Here is a 15,191-nt window from a genome sequence, read left to right on the forward strand (position 1 = left end):
CCCCGATTGAACATCCTCACCCGGGAGGCGAGTTCCGCATGGTACGTTGCCGGACGGCGGAGCTTCGCTTAAAGGGAACGCCCCGACCCCCTGACCAAGGACGCCCCTATGGCCAAGATCTTCGCCTTCACCGACGGCGCCTGCTCGGGCAATCCCGGCCCCGGCGGCTGGGGCGCGCTGCTGCAGGCCAAGGACGGTGACACCGTCACCAAGGAGCGCGAGCTCAAGGGCGGCGAGGCGATGACCACCAACAACCGCATGGAGCTGATGGCGGCGATCGCGGCGCTCGAGGCGCTGGGCAAGCCCTCCAAGCTTACCGTCGTGACCGACAGTGCCTATGTGAAGGGGGGCATCACCGAGTGGATGGCGGGATGGAAGCGCAAGGGCTGGCGGACCTCGACCGGCAAGCCGGTGAAGAACGAGGATCTGTGGCGCCGGCTCGACGAGGCGGCGGCGCGGCACGAGGTGACCTGGACCTGGGTCAAGGGCCATGCCGGCCATCCCGAGAACGAGCGCGCCGACGAGCTGGCCCGCGCCGGCATGGCGCCGTTCAAGCCGGGTCGCGCCCGCGCGTGATCCGCGCATGATCGAGTGGCGCGAAGAGGGCGCGCTCCTGCGGGTGCGCCGCCATGGCGAGGGCTCGGCCATCGTCGAGGTGTTCACCCGCGGCCACGGGCTGCATGCGGGCGTGGTTCGCGGCGGCGGCTCGCGCCGCATCGCGCCGCTGCTGCAACCCGGCTCGCAGCTCGATCTCACCTGGAAGGCGCGACTGGGCGAGCATCTGGGCAATTTCACCTTCGAGCCTCTGCGCTCTCGCGCCGCGCAGGTGATGGAGGACCGGCTGGCGCTGGCCGGCCTCAACGCGGTCGCGGCGCTGCTGGTCAGCGTGCTGCCCGAGCGCGACCCGCACCCGCCGCTCTACGACCGGACCATGGCGCTTCTGGATCTGCTAGGCGAGAGTGAGCTCTGGCCGCTGGCCTACCTGCATTGGGAAATGGCGCTCTTGGAGGAGATGGGCTTCGCGCTCGACCTCACGCGCTGCGCGGTCACCGGCGAGACCGAGGGGCTGGAGCTGGTCAGCCCGAAATCGGGCCGCGCGGTAAGCCGGGCGGGGGCGGGGGCCTGGGCCGCGAAGCTGCTGCCGCTGCCGCCGGTGCTGCGCGGCGAGGGCGAGGCCGGGCCGCAGGACATCGTCGCGGCGCTGGGCACCACCGGCTGGTTCATCGAGCACCGGCTGCTGCCGGGATCTGGCGACCGGCCGCTGCCCCCGGCGCGTGGCCGGCTGATCGAGGCGATCGCGCGAAGCGGATGACGGCGCGGTTCCGCCGCCCCGTGCGTTTGGCCCCGATACGACATCGCGATGTCGCGTCCGGCACAGCCGGGGCGGGAGCGGCGGGCGCAAGGAGGAAGTGTCTGCCGTCGATGCGAGTCGCCTCATGGTCACCCCCCGCGCCCCGATCTTCCTCACCCATTCGCCGACGCCACGCGTCGAGGATTTCGCGAGGCTGGCGGCGCTGGAGGCCGGGGTACGGGGCATCCTGCTCTCGGTGATGCCGCTGGCGCTCTACCGCGCCTTTGGCGACGCCGCGCTGGTGAGCGTGATCTACTTCGCGGTGGGGATCTCGTCGCTTTGCGGCGGGCTGCTGCTGCCTTGGGTGAACAGGCGCGTACCCCGGCGCTGGCTGTTCACCGGGGTCGGACTGTTCTACGGGCTGGGCACCGGGCTCGCCCTGACCGGGCGGCCGGGGCTGCTGGCGCTGGGTCTCGCGTCGAACGCTTGGGCGACGGTGCTGTGGATGGTCTGCTTCAACGCCTATGTGCTCGATCACATCGCGCGCAGCGATCTGGGGCGCAACGAATCGACGCGGTTGGTCTATTCGGCGGCGTCGTGGATGGTCGGCCCGGCGTTGGGAGTGATCCTGCTCGACTGGTGGTATCCGGCGCCGTTCCTGCTGGCGGGAGCGATGGCGCTCGCGGTGGTGGCGGCGTTCTGGCGGATGCGGCTCGGCAATGGCCGGCAGATCGTCCGGGCCCGGGGACCGGCGCCGAACCCGCTGGCGTTTCTCGGACGCTTCGGCGCGCAGCCGCGCCTCGTGGCGGGCTGGCTCTTCGCGGTGATCCGCTCCTGCGGCTGGTGGGTCTACATCGTCTACCTGCCGATCTTCTGCATCGAGCAGGGTCTGGGAGACCGGCTCGGCGGGGTGATGCTGTCGCTGTCGAACGCGCTGCTGTTCACCACGCCCCTGATGCTGCGGCTGGTGCAGCGCACCAGCGTGCGTTTCGCGGTGCGCGGCAGCTTCGCCGTCGCGGCGGCGCTATTCGTCGCGGCGGCGCTTCTCTCCGGCGCGCCATGGGCGGCGCTCGCCGCCCTGATGGCGGGATCGGTTTGCCTGGTGATGCTCGACGTCTGCGCTGGGCTGCCCTTCCTGATGGCGGTGAAGCCGTCCGAGCGCACCGAGATGGCCGCGGTCTATGCGAGCTTTCGCGACGTGTCGGGCATCCTCACCCCGGCGGTGGCCGGGCTGGTGCTGACCGTGGCGCCGGTGGCGGGGGTGTTCGCGGCCTGCGGGGCCGGCATGGCCGCGGCCTCGGCCATTGCGGCGAAGCTGCACCCGCGGCTCGGCGCGCCGCGTCCCCTTGCCGTCTGAGCGACGCCGGGCCACAGGGGCGGCAACGCAACCCCCGGAGACCGCATGCTTCCCTTCGCCGAGCTGATGCCGCCGCAGCTGCTGCTGCTTTCCGTCCTCGTGGGCTTCGGCGCGGGCATCGTGAAGGGCATGGTCGGCTTCGCCATGCCGATGATCATGATCTCGGCCATGTCGCTGTTCCTGCCGCCCGAGCTGGCGCTCGCGGCGCTGATCGCACCGACGCTGGTGACAAACGGCATGCAGGCGCTGCGGCAGGGCGGCCGCGCGGCGGCGTCGACGGTAAAGCGCTTTCGGGTCTACCTGATCGTGGGCGGCGTGATGCTGGCGATCAGCGCGCAGCTGGTGCGGGTGCTGTCGGCCGAGGCGCTGTTCCTGCTGATCGGGGCGCCGGTCTCGGCCTTCGCGCTGCTGCAGCTGTCGGGATGGAAGCCGAAGCTTCCCGAGAAGACCAACGGCATCGAGGCGCTGATCGGCGGCTTTTCGGGCTTCGTGGGCGGGGTGTCGGGGGTCTGGGGGCCGCCGACGGTGGCCTATCTCACCGCGATCGACACGCCCAAGGGCGATTCGATCCGGGTGCAGGGGGTGATCTACGGCCTCGGCGCGCTGGCGCTGTCGGGCGCGCATCTGCGATCGGGGGTGCTCAACGGCGCGACATTGCCGTTTTCGCTGTTCATGATCGTCCCCGCCGTGGCGGGAATGATGCTGGGCGGGCTGGTGCATGACCGGATCGACCAGCAGGCGTTCCGCCGGGTGACGCTGGCGGTGCTGCTGATCGCCGGGCTGAACCTCGTGCGGCGCGCGGTCTTCTGAAGGGTGCGGCTCGCCGTGTTCTGATGCGTCCGGCGCGCCATGCCTCGAAGCATGGCGCGCCGATGTCAGATCACGAAGACCCGGTTCGGGTGCAGCTCGGGTCCCATCACCCGGCCCACCGCCACGGCCCGGCCCTCATGCGCAGCCCAGGCCTCTTCGCCGTAGTCGAGCCCCGAGGCGATCACCGGGGCCGGGTTGCCGTTCCTGAGGCGCCCCGCCGCTTCGGCCGAGCAGGTGACGCGCGGCAGGTCGGCCAACCCGTCCTCGAGCGGGCGCAGGAAACGGTCGAGCGCCTCGGACTTTGCCTCGGCCTCGATCTGCTCGAGCGTCACGCCCTCGGCTGCCGAGAACGGCCCCGACCAGACCCGGCGCAGTTCGCGCACATGGCCGAGGCAGCCGAGCTTCTCGCCCAGATCGCGGGCGATCGAGCGGACATAGCCGCCCTTGCCGCAGACCATCTCCAGCTTCGCGTGATCGCTGTCGGGTCGCTCCAGCAGGATCAGGCTCTCGACCCAGAGCGGTCGGGCGGCAAGCTCGACCTCTTCGCCTGCACGGGCCTTGGCATAGGCGCGCTGGCCGTCGATCTTCACCGCCGAGAAGGCGGGCGGCACCTGCTCGATGTCGCCGACGAAGCCGTGCAGCGCCTCCTTGATCTCGACGTCCGTTGGGCGCGCGTCCGAGCGGGCAATCACCTCGCCCTCGGCATCGTCGGTGTTGGTGGCGGCGCCAAAGGTCACGGTGAACTCGTAGGCCTTGAGCGCATCGGTGATGAAGGGCACGGTCTTGGTCGCCTCGCCCAGCGCCACGGCGAGCACGCCGGTGGCGTCGGGGTCGAGCGTGCCGGCGTGGCCCGCCTTCTTGGCGTCGAAGGCCCATTTGACCTTGTTGACGACCGCCGTGGAGGTCATGCCCGCGGGCTTGTCCACCACCAGCCAACCCGAGATGTCGCGGCCCTTGCGCTTGCGTGCCATGCGGCCCTCCTGATGCCTGCGTGCGAGGCGCGCGGCCTAGCCGTCGGGACGTGCCTCGTCAACGGGGGCCAGCACCCCGACGATCGGCCCCATCGCGAAGCCGAAATCCGAGCGGCCCAGCCCCGGCGCGTGCAGCCGGCTGACATTGCCGTCGAAATAGAGCGCCTGCGGCAGCTCCAGATGGTCGCGGAAGAACGAGCCGAACTCGTGGAAGGTCACCGGCTGGTTGGCGATGGCGAAAACGGCGCGATCACCGGAATCGGTGGTGCCGACGCCGTTGCGGATGTTGCGGGAGGTGCTTTCGGGCAGGAATCGCGGGTGCAGTTCGCCGTCGATCACCAGCATCGGCCCCGATTGCGTGGCGTAGCGGCATTCGGGCGCCTCGCGCTCGTAGCGCAGGGTTTCGATCGCCTGCGCCGTGTCGTCGTTGATGCAGAACACGCCGTTGGGCAGCATGCCGAAATTGCCGGGTCCCGCATTGGTGACAAGGCGCATCACCTCTTCGCCATTCTCGAGATACTGGCCCACCGGGCGGCGATCGGGGTGATACATGCCGGCGTTCATCGCGAAGACCAGCGCCTCGCCGTCGATCTCGCGGTCGATCGCCTGAAAGCTGCCATAGAGGCCGCCATTGCCGTCGGTGAGGAACAGCCGCAGGTCGTCACTCGCCGGATCGACCTCGCAGATCGTGTAGGACAGCCCCTCGTAATCGACGTCCTCGCAAGCCGCCGCCTGCGACGGCACCGGCAGGGCGCAGGCCGCGCCGAGACCAAGGGTGGCCAGCGCCAGACGGGGGATCATTCCCCGTCCCCCTCCGTCGCGTCGCGCGCGGCTTCGACGTCGCGGCGGACCTTCTCGTCCGAGAGCAGGCGACGCGTCTCGTCCATCCGGTCGAAGGTACGGTCGATCTCGAATTTCAGGTCCGGCGCGTGCTTGAGCTTCATGGTCCGGGCCAGCTGATGCCGGATCTCGGGCTTGGCGCGGCGCAGCGCGTCCAGCATCACCGTCTCGTCGCCGCCGCCCAGCGGCAGCACGAAGCAGGTGGCGCGCTTCAGGTCGGGCGTGGCCCGGACCTCGCCCACGGTGATCGACATCGCCGACAGCTCGGGTTCGTGCAGGTCGCCGCGGCTCAGCAGCTCGGAGAGGCTGCGGCGGATCAGTTCGCCCACGCGCAGCTGGCGCTGCGACGGGCCACGGGGTTCGGAGGCGCGGGTTTTGCTCATGCCGCACCATCTAGTCTCCGCGGCCGGGCTTGCCAAGCGGGCGCGGCGCGGGCGAGGAAGGGGCGGCACAGCAAGGGGACAGGCGCATGACCGAGACGGCACCGGGAATCGTGATCATGGGGGCGGCGGGCCGGATGGGCCGGATGCTCGTGCAGGCCGTCTGCGACAGCGACCGGGCGCGGCTCGCCGGCGCGGTGGTGCGCGCGGGCCATGACTGGGTGGGCCAGGATGTCGGCCATGCCATGGGCGGGCCCGCCATGGGCGTCACCGTCTCGGACGATCCGCTCGAGGCGATGGCGCGCGCGCAGGCGGTGATCGACTTCACCACCCCCGAAACCACGCTGGAGGTGGCGCATCTCGCGGCGCAGGCCCGCGCGGTGCACGTGATCGGCACCACCGGCTTCGACGCGGGCCAACTCGAGCGGCTGGTCCCGGCGGCGCGGCATTCGGTGCAGGTGCGCGCCGGCAACATGAGCCTCGGGGTGAACCTCCTGACCGGCCTGACCAAGATGGTCGCGGCGGCGCTGGAGGAGGGCTGGGACATCGAGGTGGTCGAGGCGCATCACAACCTCAAGGCCGATGCCCCCTCCGGCACCGCCCTGATGCTGGGCGAAGCGGCGGCCGAGGGGCGCGGTGTCAAGCTGTCGGATGTCGCCGACCGGGGCCGCGACGGCATCACCGGCGCGCGGGTCGAGGGGCGTATCGGCTTTTCGGCGATTCGCGGCGGCGACATCGTCGGCGAGCACGACGTGATCTTCGCCGGTCAGGGCGAGCGCATCGTGCTGCGGCACATGGCGACCGACCGGATGATCTTCGCCCGCGGCGCGGTGCGGGCCGCGCTCTGGGGGCAGGGGCGCTCGCCGGGCCATTACGACATGATCGACGTGCTGGGCCTCGATCGCTGAGCCCTCAGGAGCCGCGCCGTCAGAAGTCGATGGCGAGGCCCTGCTTTTCCCAGTCGCCATAGCGCACCGGCTCGGGGCCGTCGCGGCCGCCGAGCTCGGTCGGCAGCTTCGCCGCGTCGTCGAGCGCCGCGCGCCGGGCGCGAGCTTCCTCCAGTGCCCGCTGCGCGGCAGGCGGCAGGTCGGCGGGCATGTCGGGGGTCGGGCTGTCGTCGGCCATGGCGGCTCTCCTCGGGGGCGGCGCTTGTGCGGCGGATGCTTGGGATATACGTGCTGATGCGTCTCCAACAAGCCCCGGACCCGCCATGACCCAAGCCCGCGCCACGTCCCCAGACGACGGCATCGCCGCGCGCCGCGCGGCCCTGCATCTCATCGAGCAGGCGATGGGCGCGCAGCGGCTGCTGTCGGAGAGCATCGCCGCCGGGGCGTTGGAGCGGCTGTCGCCCCCAGATCGCGCCCGTGCCCAGCGTCTTGCCACCCAGGTGCTGCGGCAGTTGCCGCGCGCCGACCGGGCCCTCAAGCCGTTTCTCGTGAAACAACCGCCACTCGCGGTGCGCAACGCGCTGCGCCTCGGCGCGGTCGAGATCATGGAGGGTGCCGCGGCGCATGGCGTCGTCAACGCCATGGTGCAGATCATGTCCAAGGGCAAGCGCACCCAGAGCTACAAGGGCCTCGTCAACGCGGTGTTGCGCAAGATCGGCGAGCAGCCGGCCGAGGCATGGGCCAGGCTGCCGGCGCCAAAGCTGCCGAACTGGCTGCGCGGTCCGCTGGTCGAGGCTTGGGGCCGCAAGCCGGTCGAGGCGATGGAGGCGGTGCAGGCGCAGGTCCCGCCGCTCGACCTGACGGCGAAGGGTGACGCGGCGGCGCTGGCCGCGACGCTGGGCGGCGAACTGCTGCCCACCGGCTCGATCCGGCTGCGCGAAGCCGGGCAGGTCTCGGCGCTGCCGGGCTTCGCCGCGGGCGAATGGTGGGTGCAGGACGCCGCCGCCGCAGTGGCGGCGCGCGTGCTCGATGCCCGGCCGGGCGAGCGGGTTCTCGACCTGTGCGCCGCGCCGGGCGGCAAGACGATGCAGATCGCCGCGACCGGCGCCGATGTCACGGCGCTCGACCTCTCCGAGGCGCGGCTGGCGCGGCTGCGCGAGAATCTCGACCGCACCGGGCTTGCGGCGCGCGTGGTGCAGGCCGACGCGCTGGAGTTCGACGAGACCGGCTTCGATGCGATCCTTCTGGATGCACCCTGTTCGGCCACGGGCACGATCCGCCGTCATCCGGACTTGCCGCACGCCAAGGACGGCTCGGAGTTCGGCGCGCTGATCGCGCTACAGGCGGAGATGATCGATCACGCGCTGGGGCTCTTGAAGCCCGGCGGGCGGCTGGTCTTCTGCACCTGCTCGCTGCTGCCCGACGAGGGCGAGGTGCAGGTCGAGGAGGCGCTGGCGCGGCATCCGGGGCTGGTCAACGACCGGGAGGTGCTGGCAAGGCCCGGCATCGCGCCGGACTGGATCGGGCCGGAGGGGCTGCGGCTCAGGCCGGATTTCTGGGCCGAGCGGGGCGGCATGGACGGCTTCTTCATCGCCTGCCTGCGACCGGGCGCGCGCGACGGGTGACAAGCGCGGGGTCCCGGCTCTAGCATGGCCCGGATGCGGGGCGGGGGAGGCGGCCGGTGGCGGTCATGCAGCGGATCTGGGGGTTGGAGCGCCTGAGGTGGCGCGCGGATGCGCGCGCCCCGGTGCCGGACGCCTTGGCGCGCCTCGCCGAACCGGACGGCTTCGGCGCTCCCGCGCGCGGCCGCGACCTTTTGGCGGGACGGCACCACCGCGCCGGGCAGCTGGTCGAGGCCGGGGACCGCTCGATCTGGGCGCTGGGCCCCGATACCGATCCGCAGGGCGCGGCGCTGCATCGCTTCGGCTGGATCGATGACCTGTCCAGCCTTGGCGGCCCGGTGGCGCGCGATCTCGCCTGGAGCTGGCTTCTTGATTGGATCGCCCGCTACGGGGACGGGCGCGGTTCGGGATGGACACCCGAGGCCACGGCGGCGCGGCTGTCGCGCTGGGTGGCGCAGGCCGGCTGGCTGAGCGAAGCGGCCTCGCCCCGGGCCGACATGCCGAGCTTCCTGCGCAGCCTGTCGCTGCAGTCGCGCTGGCTGGCGCGGCACTGGTCCCGGGCCTCGGGCGCGCCGGAGCGGATCGCGGCGCTCACGGCGCTGCTCTGGGCCGAGACGGCGTTGCATGGCGAGCCGCGCCAGCCGACGCAGCGCGCCGCGGCCTTGGCGCGCGCGGTCGCCGAGGCGGTCGGTCCCGACGGCGGCATCGCCTCGCGGGCGCCCGAGGCGCTCCTTGACCTGTTCTGCGCGCTGGGCGAGGCGGCCGCGATCCTCGGCCCGGACACGACGCCCGAGCATCGCAACGCCATCAACCGCATCGCGCCGCTGTTGCGGGCGCTGCGCCATGCCGATGGCGGGCTGGCGCGGTTTCATGGCGGCGGCCGCGGCGCGCCGGGGCGGCTCGACCGGGCACTGGCCCGGGCCGGCGGTCCCGGCGTGCCGCCGCTCAGCGGGTCCTGCATGGGCTATGCGCGCCTCGCGGTGGGCCGCAGCACCGTGCTGCTGGATGCGGCCAAGCCGCCCAGCGGCCCGCGCGCGACGGGGGCGCATGCCTCGACCCTGGCCTTCGAGATGACCTGCGGCCGTCGACCTCTGATCGTGAATTGCGGCTCGGGGCTGCATCACGGGCCGGACTGGCGCCGCGCGGGACGGGCCACGCTGTCGCATTCGACGCTCTGCCTCGAAGGGCTCTCGTCGGCCCGGCTGGGCCGCGGCGCGGATGGCGCCGAGCCGCTGGTCGAGGGGCCGCGAGAGGTGCTGTCGCACCGGACCGATGCCGACGGGCTGCAGCGAATCGAGGCCAGCCACGACGCCTGGCGCGCGGGGTTCGGGCTGACCCATGACCGCAGGCTCGGCCTCGATCGCGATGGCGGCGCGCTGGTGGGCGAGGACCTGCTGACCACGCTGGGCCCGGCCGACGAGCGCGCCTTCGATGCCGCGAGCCATGCCGGGCGCGATCCGGGCGTTTCCTTCGTGATCCGGTTCCACCTGCATCCCGACGTGGCGCCCGAGCTTGACGCGCAGGCGACATCGGCGCTGTTGCGGCTGCGCTCGGGCGAGGTCTGGCGGCTGGCGCATGACGGCGGCGCGCGGCTGGCGCTGGCGCCGTCGGTCTATCTCGAAAAGAGCCGTCCCAGACCCGTGCCGACGCAACAGGTGGTTTTATCCGGTCGCGCGATGGCCTATGCGACGCTCGTCCGCTGGTCGCTCGTCCGAATGGGCGACGGCGTGCCGGCCCCGCGCGACCTGTGGCGCGGGGAGGACGATCCGGCATGAGTCCCGCGGACCAGGACCAGGAAGGACGACCCATGACCTCGCTTGCCCCGCTGCGCCGCGCGCTGCTCTCCGTTTCCGACAAGACCGGCCTCGTGGACCTCGCCCGGGCGCTCGATGCGCGCGGCGTCGAGCTGCTCTCGACCGGCGGCTCCGCCAAGGCGCTGCGCGATGCGGGGCTGCCCGTCCGGGACGTGGCCGAGATCACCGGCTTTCCCGAGATGATGGACGGCCGCGTCAAGACGCTGCACCCCAAGGTGCATGGCGGCCTGCTGGCGGTGCGTTCGGACGAGGGTCATGTCGCGGCGATGCAGGAGCATGGCATCCCGGCGATCGACCTGCTGGTGGTCAACCTCTACCCGTTCGAGGAGACGGTGGCGAAGGGCGGCGATTACGACGACTGCATCGAGAACATCGACATCGGCGGACCGGCGATGATCCGCGCCGCCGCCAAGAACCACGCCGATGTCTGCGTGGTGACGGATGTCGAGGATTACGAGGCGCTGCTGTCGGAGCTCGAAAGCAACGACGGCCAGACCGACTTGGCCTTCCGCAAGCGGCTCGCTCAGACCGCCTATGCCCGCACCGCCGCCTATGACGCCGCCGTCTCGACCTGGATGGCCTCGGCCATCGGCGAGGCCGCGCCGCGCCGCCGCGCCCTTGCCGGCACGCTCGCCCAGACGCTGCGCTACGGCGAGAACCCGCATCAGAACGCGGCCTTCTACACCGACGGCTCGAACCGCCCCGGCGTCGCCACCGCGCGGCAGATCCAGGGCAAGGAGCTGAGCTACAACAACATCAACGACACCGACGCGGCCTACGAGCTGGTGGCCGAATTCGGCGGCGACCAGCCCGCCTGCGCGATCATCAAGCACGCCAACCCCTGCGGCGTCGCCACCGGCGGCTCGCTCAGGGAGGCCTATGCGCGGGCCTTCGACTGCGACCGCACCTCGGCCTTCGGCGGCATCGTCGCGCTGAACCGCCCGCTCGACGGGGCGACGGCGGAGGAGATCGCCAAGATTTTCACCGAGGTGGTGATCGCGCCGGGTGCCGATGACGACGCCCGCGCCGTCTTCGCCGCCAAGAAGAACCTGCGGCTTCTGGTGACCGAGGCGCTGCCCGATCCGCGCGCCCCCCGCCTGGCCTTCCGGCAGGTAGCGGGCGGTCTTCTGGTGCAGGACCAGGATTCGGGCTTCGTGTCGCGCGACGACCTCAAGGTGGTGACCAAGCGCGCGCCCTCGGCGCAGGAGCTGGACGACCTGATGTTCGCCTGGACCGTGGCGCGCCACGTGAAGTCGAACGCCATCGTCTATGCCAAGGGCGGCCAGACCGTCGGCGTCGGCGCAGGCCAGATGAGCCGGCTCGATTCGGCGCTGATTGCGGCGGCCAAGGCTGGTCGCATGGGCGAGGCGCTGGGCCTCTCCGAGAGCCCGGCCAAGGGCTCGGTGGTGGCCTCCGACGCCTTCTTCCCATTCGCTGACGGTCTCATGGAGGCGGCGGGCGCGGGCGTGACGGCGGTGATCCAGCCCGGCGGCTCGATGCGCGACGACGAGGTGATCGCCGCGGCCGACGCGGCGGGGCTGGCGATGGTGCTGACCGGCATGCGCCACTTCCGGCACTGAGGAGCGCGCGGTGCGACTGACCCTCTGGACCGGCTTCTGGGTGTTTCTCGCCGATCAGGCGACGAAATACCTGGTGGTACACGCGCTCGGGCTGATGGAGCGGCTCCAGATGGAGGTGATCCCCGGCATCCTGAGCTTTCGCATGGCCTGGAACCGGGGCGTCAATTTCGGCCTCTTCGCCGGGTTCGACATGCGCTGGGTGCTGGTCGGGCTGGCGCTGGCCATCTCGGCGGCGGTGCTGGCCTGGATCGCCCGCGACGGCGGCAGCTGGCTGGCGCGGTTCTCGGCCGGGCTGCTGGTGGGCGGCGCGTTGGGCAACGTGATCGACCGGGTGCTCTACGGCGCGGTGGCGGATTTTCTGAATGTGAGCTGCTGCGGCATCGAGAATCCCTATGCCTTCAACATCGCCGATATCGCGATCTTCCTGGGCGCCGTGGGGCTGGTGCTGTTCGGCGGCGACAAGGCGGGGCCGGAGCGACGTTCCGGCCCGACGCGCCGGCGCGGGGCAAAGAGCCCGTGACCCGGATCGCGTCATGCGCTAGGCAGTTGATCGGACAAGAAGACGGGGACGACTGATGCGACTGGCTCTGGCGGCGGGATTGGCCGCGCTGACACTCGCGGCCTGCGGCGGTGGCGACGGCCCGGCCGGGCCGGATCCCACCACCGTGGTCCCGCAGCAGCCGCTCGAGGTCCCGGCGCGGCTCGACCTGCCGGAACCGGCGCCGGGCACGCCGAACCGTGCCGATCCGGCCCCCGCCGAGATCGCGCTGCGCGCCCGCGCCGCCCAGACGGCGCTGCAGCCGCCTTTCTGAGCGCTCGCGGCGGCTCACGAAGCCGTGGCAACGCTTGCGGTGGCGGCGCTGCATCGTAGGTTGAGCGCAGCGAAGGAGGCACTTCATGCTGCGCAGACTGGCTTTGGCCGCCCCTCTCATTCTGGCACTGCCCGCTTCGGCGCAGGAAGCCGCCCCCGTGGCGGCGCCGGATGACGCGGTGACGACCTACACCCTCGACAACGGCCTCGAGGTGGTGGTGATCGAGGATCACCGCGCCCCCGTGGTCACCCAGATGCTGTGGTACCGCACCGGTTCCGCCGACGAGCCGCAGGGCGCCTCCGGTGTCGCGCATTTCCTCGAACACCTGCTGTTCAAGGCCACCGACGATCTCGAAGCGGGCGAGTTCTCGGCCACGGTCGCCGCCAATGGCGGCTCCGACAACGCCTTCACCTCGACCGACTACACCGCCTATTTCCAGCGCGTCGCGGCCGACCGGCTGCCGCTGATGATGGAGATGGAAGCCGAGCGGATGAACGATCTGCGGCTGACCGACGAGGATATCGAGACCGAGCGGCAGGTGATCATCGAGGAGCGCAACCAGCGCACCGAAAGCAGCCCCGGCGCGCTGGCGCGCGAGCAGATGACCGCGGCGCAGTATCTCAACCACCCCTATGGCGCTCCGGTGATCGGCTGGATGCACGAGATCGAGGGGCTGGGCCGCGAAGAGGTACGCGACTTCTACGAGACCTATTACTCGCCCAACGCCGCGATCCTCGTGGTGGCGGGGGATGTCGAGCCCGAGGACGTGCTGGCGCTGGCCGAGGAGCATTACGGCCCGATCCCGGCCGAGCCCGACCTGCCCGAGCGGGCGCGCCCGCAGGAGCCGCCGCAGCGCGCCGCGCGGCGCCTCAGCTATGCCGACGAGCGGGTGTCGCAACCCTATCTCGTGCGCAGCTATCTCGCGCCCGAGCGCGATTCGGGCGCGCAGGAGAAGGCGGCGGCGCTGACCTTCCTGGCCGAGATTCTCGGCGGCTCTTCCTTCACTTCGGTGCTGGGCGAGGAACTGGTGTTCGAGCAGGACATCGCGCTGCATGCCGGGGCCGGCTATGACGGCATGTCGCTTGATGACACCACCTTCTCGCTGTCGGTGGTGCCCAAGCCCGGCGTATCGCTCGACGACGCCGAGGCGGCGCTCGACGCGGCGGTGGAGGCATTTCTGGAGACCGGCCCGACACCGGCGCAGATGCAGCGCATCCGCACCCAGATCGGTGCCTCCGAGATCTATGCCCGCGATTCGGTCGAGGGGCTGGCGCGGCGCTACGGCGCGGCGCTGAGCCAGGGCCTCACCGTCGAAGACGTGCAGGCCTGGCCCGAGATCCTGCAATCGGTCGAGGCCGAGGATGTCGTCGCGGCCGGGCGCGAGCTGTTCGACCCCGATCGCAGTGTCACCATGATCGTGGTTCCGAGCCGCGAGGAGGCAGACGAATGATCCGCAACATCTGCACGAAGATGAGCCTGGGCGCGGCGCTGCTCATGGGGCTCGCCGGGCTGGCCCGGGCCGAGATCGAGATCCAGGAGGTGACCTCGCCGGGCGGGATCGAGGCATGGCTGGTGGAGGATCACTCGATCCCCTTCACCGCCCTGGAAATCCGCTTCGAAGGCGGCACCGGTCTCGATGATCCCGACAGCCTCGGCGCGGTGAACCTGATGACCGGGCTTCTCGAGGAAGGCGCGGCCGGGATGGATGCTCGCGCCTTTCAGGCCGCACGCGAGGATCTCGCAGCGCAGTTCGGCTTCGATGTTGGCGCCGACACGCTTTCGGTCTCGGCCAAGATGCTCAGCGAGAACCGCGACGCGGCGGTCGATCTGCTGCGCGCCGCGCTGGTGGAGCCGCGGTTCGATCCCGAGGCCATCGAGCGGGTGCGCGGGCAGGTGCAGTCGATCCTGCGACAGGATGCGCAGAACCCCAACCGCATCGCCGGGCGCGCCTTCTACGAGGCGGCCTTCGGCGATCACCCCTATGGCCGGCCCGACAACGGCACGGCCGAGAGCGTCGCGGCGCTGACCCGCGAGGATCTCGTGGCGGCACACGAGGCGGCCCTGACCCGCGAGGGCGTGCATGTCGGCGCGGTGGGCGACATCACCCCCGATGAACTCGGCGCGCTCCTCGACGAGCTGCTGGGCGATCTGCCCGCCAGCGGTCCGGAGCTGCCCGGCCATGTCGATTTCGGGCTCTCGGGCGGAATCGACGTGATCGACTACCCCTCGCCGCAATCGGTGGCGCTGTTCGGCCAAAGGGGGCTCAAGCGCGAGGACGAGGATTTCTTCGCGGCCTACGTGCTCAATCACATCCTCGGCGGCGGCGGCTTCGAAAGCCGGCTGATGACCGAGCTGCGCGAGAAGCGCGGCCTTACCTACGGCGTCAGCACCGATCTGGTGCCACTGGAGAATGCCGAGTTCTGGATCGGTTCGGTGGCCTCGGCCAACGACCGGATGGCGCGGGCGATCGAGGTGATCCGCGAGGAATGGGCCCGGATCGCGGCGGAGGGCGTCACGCAGACCGAACTCGACGACGCCAAGACCTATCTCACCGGCGAGTACCCGCTGCGCTTCGACGGCAACGGCCCGATCGCCGAGATCCTCGTCGGCATGCAGGTCACCGGGTTGCCGCAGAGCTACGTCACCGAGCGCAACGCCTTCATCGAGGCGGTGACGCTGGAGGAGGTGAACCGCGTGGCGCGCGAGCTGGTCGATCCCGAAGCGCTGCATTTCGTGGTGGTGGGCCGCCCCGAGGGGCTGGGCGAAGCCGAGGCCGCTGCCCGGCCGCGGGTGACGCTGCCCGAGGTCGCGCTGCCGGCCGAGTGAG

The 15,191-nt window shown here is 71.3% G+C and carries 16 protein-coding genes; 12 read left to right on the forward strand and 4 right to left on the reverse strand.

Annotation, left to right across the window (positions count from 1 at the left end; all coding sequences use genetic code 11):
* Positions 1-108 precede the first annotated feature (108 nt).
* The 4 genes from rnhA (at position 109) to ACRAQ3_RS00585 (ending at position 3,458) form a co-directional block, all read left to right on the forward strand.
* A complete protein-coding gene (rnhA, locus tag ACRAQ3_RS00570; protein WP_432255309.1) occupies positions 109-576 on the forward strand; it encodes a ribonuclease HI in 468 nt (155 codons plus the stop codon).
* A gap of 7 nt (positions 577-583) precedes the next feature.
* Complete coding sequence (recO, locus tag ACRAQ3_RS00575) at positions 584-1,312, forward strand: DNA repair protein RecO (protein WP_432255310.1); 729 nt, start codon at positions 584-586, stop codon at positions 1,310-1,312.
* Between the two features lie 124 nt (positions 1,313-1,436).
* A complete protein-coding gene (locus tag ACRAQ3_RS00580; protein WP_432255311.1) occupies positions 1,437-2,648 on the forward strand; it encodes an MFS transporter in 1,212 nt (403 codons plus the stop codon).
* A gap of 45 nt (positions 2,649-2,693) precedes the next feature.
* On the forward strand, positions 2,694-3,458 hold the full coding sequence (locus ACRAQ3_RS00585) for a sulfite exporter TauE/SafE family protein (protein WP_432255312.1): 765 nt from the start codon (positions 2,694-2,696) through the stop codon (positions 3,456-3,458).
* Positions 3,459-3,523: 65 nt separating this feature from the next.
* Here the strand turns inward: ACRAQ3_RS00585 and truB are convergent, their stop codons facing one another.
* From truB to rbfA, 3 genes are read right to left on the reverse strand one after another with little or no spacing between them, the layout of a single operon-like run.
* Positions 3,524-4,429 (reverse strand): tRNA pseudouridine(55) synthase TruB, encoded by a 906-nt coding sequence (truB, locus tag ACRAQ3_RS00590; RefSeq protein WP_269395517.1) that lies wholly within the window; start codon positions 4,427-4,429, stop codon positions 3,524-3,526.
* Positions 4,430-4,465: 36 nt separating this feature from the next.
* Positions 4,466-5,230, reverse strand: coding sequence for a phosphodiester glycosidase family protein (locus tag ACRAQ3_RS00595; protein WP_432255313.1), 765 nt, complete (start codon positions 5,228-5,230; stop codon positions 4,466-4,468).
* On the reverse strand, positions 5,227-5,652 hold the full coding sequence (gene rbfA / locus ACRAQ3_RS00600) for a 30S ribosome-binding factor RbfA (protein WP_085895054.1): 426 nt from the start codon (positions 5,650-5,652) through the stop codon (positions 5,227-5,229). The genes ACRAQ3_RS00595 and rbfA overlap by 4 nt, the downstream gene beginning before the upstream one ends.
* A gap of 86 nt (positions 5,653-5,738) precedes the next feature.
* Here rbfA and dapB point away from each other — a divergent pair, with 86 nt between their 5' ends.
* Complete coding sequence (gene dapB, locus ACRAQ3_RS00605) at positions 5,739-6,557, forward strand: 4-hydroxy-tetrahydrodipicolinate reductase (RefSeq protein ID WP_432255314.1); 819 nt, start codon at positions 5,739-5,741, stop codon at positions 6,555-6,557.
* 19 nt (positions 6,558-6,576) lie between these two features.
* On the opposite strand, the gene ACRAQ3_RS00610 is transcribed toward dapB, so the two are convergent.
* Positions 6,577-6,774, reverse strand: coding sequence for a DUF1674 domain-containing protein (locus ACRAQ3_RS00610; protein WP_269395519.1), 198 nt, complete (start codon positions 6,772-6,774; stop codon positions 6,577-6,579).
* An 85-nt stretch (positions 6,775-6,859) separates the two neighbouring features.
* On the opposite strand from ACRAQ3_RS00610, the gene ACRAQ3_RS00615 reads away from it, so the two are divergent.
* The 7 genes from ACRAQ3_RS00615 to ACRAQ3_RS00645 all read left to right on the forward strand — a co-directional run bounded on the left by ACRAQ3_RS00615 (position 6,860) and on the right by ACRAQ3_RS00645 (position 15,190).
* Positions 6,860-8,161 (forward strand): RsmB/NOP family class I SAM-dependent RNA methyltransferase, encoded by a 1,302-nt coding sequence (locus tag ACRAQ3_RS00615; RefSeq protein WP_432255315.1) that lies wholly within the window; start codon positions 6,860-6,862, stop codon positions 8,159-8,161.
* Positions 8,162-8,226: 65 nt separating this feature from the next.
* Positions 8,227-9,933 (forward strand): heparinase II/III family protein, encoded by a 1,707-nt coding sequence (locus tag ACRAQ3_RS00620; protein ID WP_432256308.1) that lies wholly within the window; start codon positions 8,227-8,229, stop codon positions 9,931-9,933.
* A gap of 32 nt (positions 9,934-9,965) precedes the next feature.
* The gene (gene purH / locus ACRAQ3_RS00625) at positions 9,966-11,552 is read left to right on the forward strand and encodes a bifunctional phosphoribosylaminoimidazolecarboxamide formyltransferase/IMP cyclohydrolase (protein WP_432255316.1); all 1,587 of its coding nucleotides are present in this window, start codon (positions 9,966-9,968) and stop codon (positions 11,550-11,552) included.
* Positions 11,553-11,562: 10 nt separating this feature from the next.
* On the forward strand, positions 11,563-12,072 hold the full coding sequence (gene lspA, locus ACRAQ3_RS00630) for a signal peptidase II (protein ID WP_085895049.1): 510 nt from the start codon (positions 11,563-11,565) through the stop codon (positions 12,070-12,072).
* Between the two features lie 55 nt (positions 12,073-12,127).
* Positions 12,128-12,364, forward strand: coding sequence for a DUF3035 domain-containing protein (locus tag ACRAQ3_RS00635; protein WP_085895048.1), 237 nt, complete (start codon positions 12,128-12,130; stop codon positions 12,362-12,364).
* Between the two features lie 85 nt (positions 12,365-12,449).
* Positions 12,450-13,814: a M16 family metallopeptidase gene (locus ACRAQ3_RS00640; protein ID WP_432255317.1), complete on the forward strand. Its 1,365-nt coding sequence runs from the start codon at positions 12,450-12,452 to the stop codon at positions 13,812-13,814.
* On the forward strand, positions 13,811-15,190 hold the full coding sequence (locus ACRAQ3_RS00645) for a M16 family metallopeptidase (RefSeq protein ID WP_432255318.1): 1,380 nt from the start codon (positions 13,811-13,813) through the stop codon (positions 15,188-15,190). Before ACRAQ3_RS00640 ends, ACRAQ3_RS00645 begins: the two co-directional genes overlap by 4 nt.
* Position 15,191 lies beyond the last annotated feature (1 nt).

This window comes from Limimaricola sp. AA108-03 (assembly GCF_050847355.1).
In the GTDB taxonomy this organism is placed as follows: Bacteria; Pseudomonadota; Alphaproteobacteria; order Rhodobacterales; family Rhodobacteraceae; genus Limimaricola.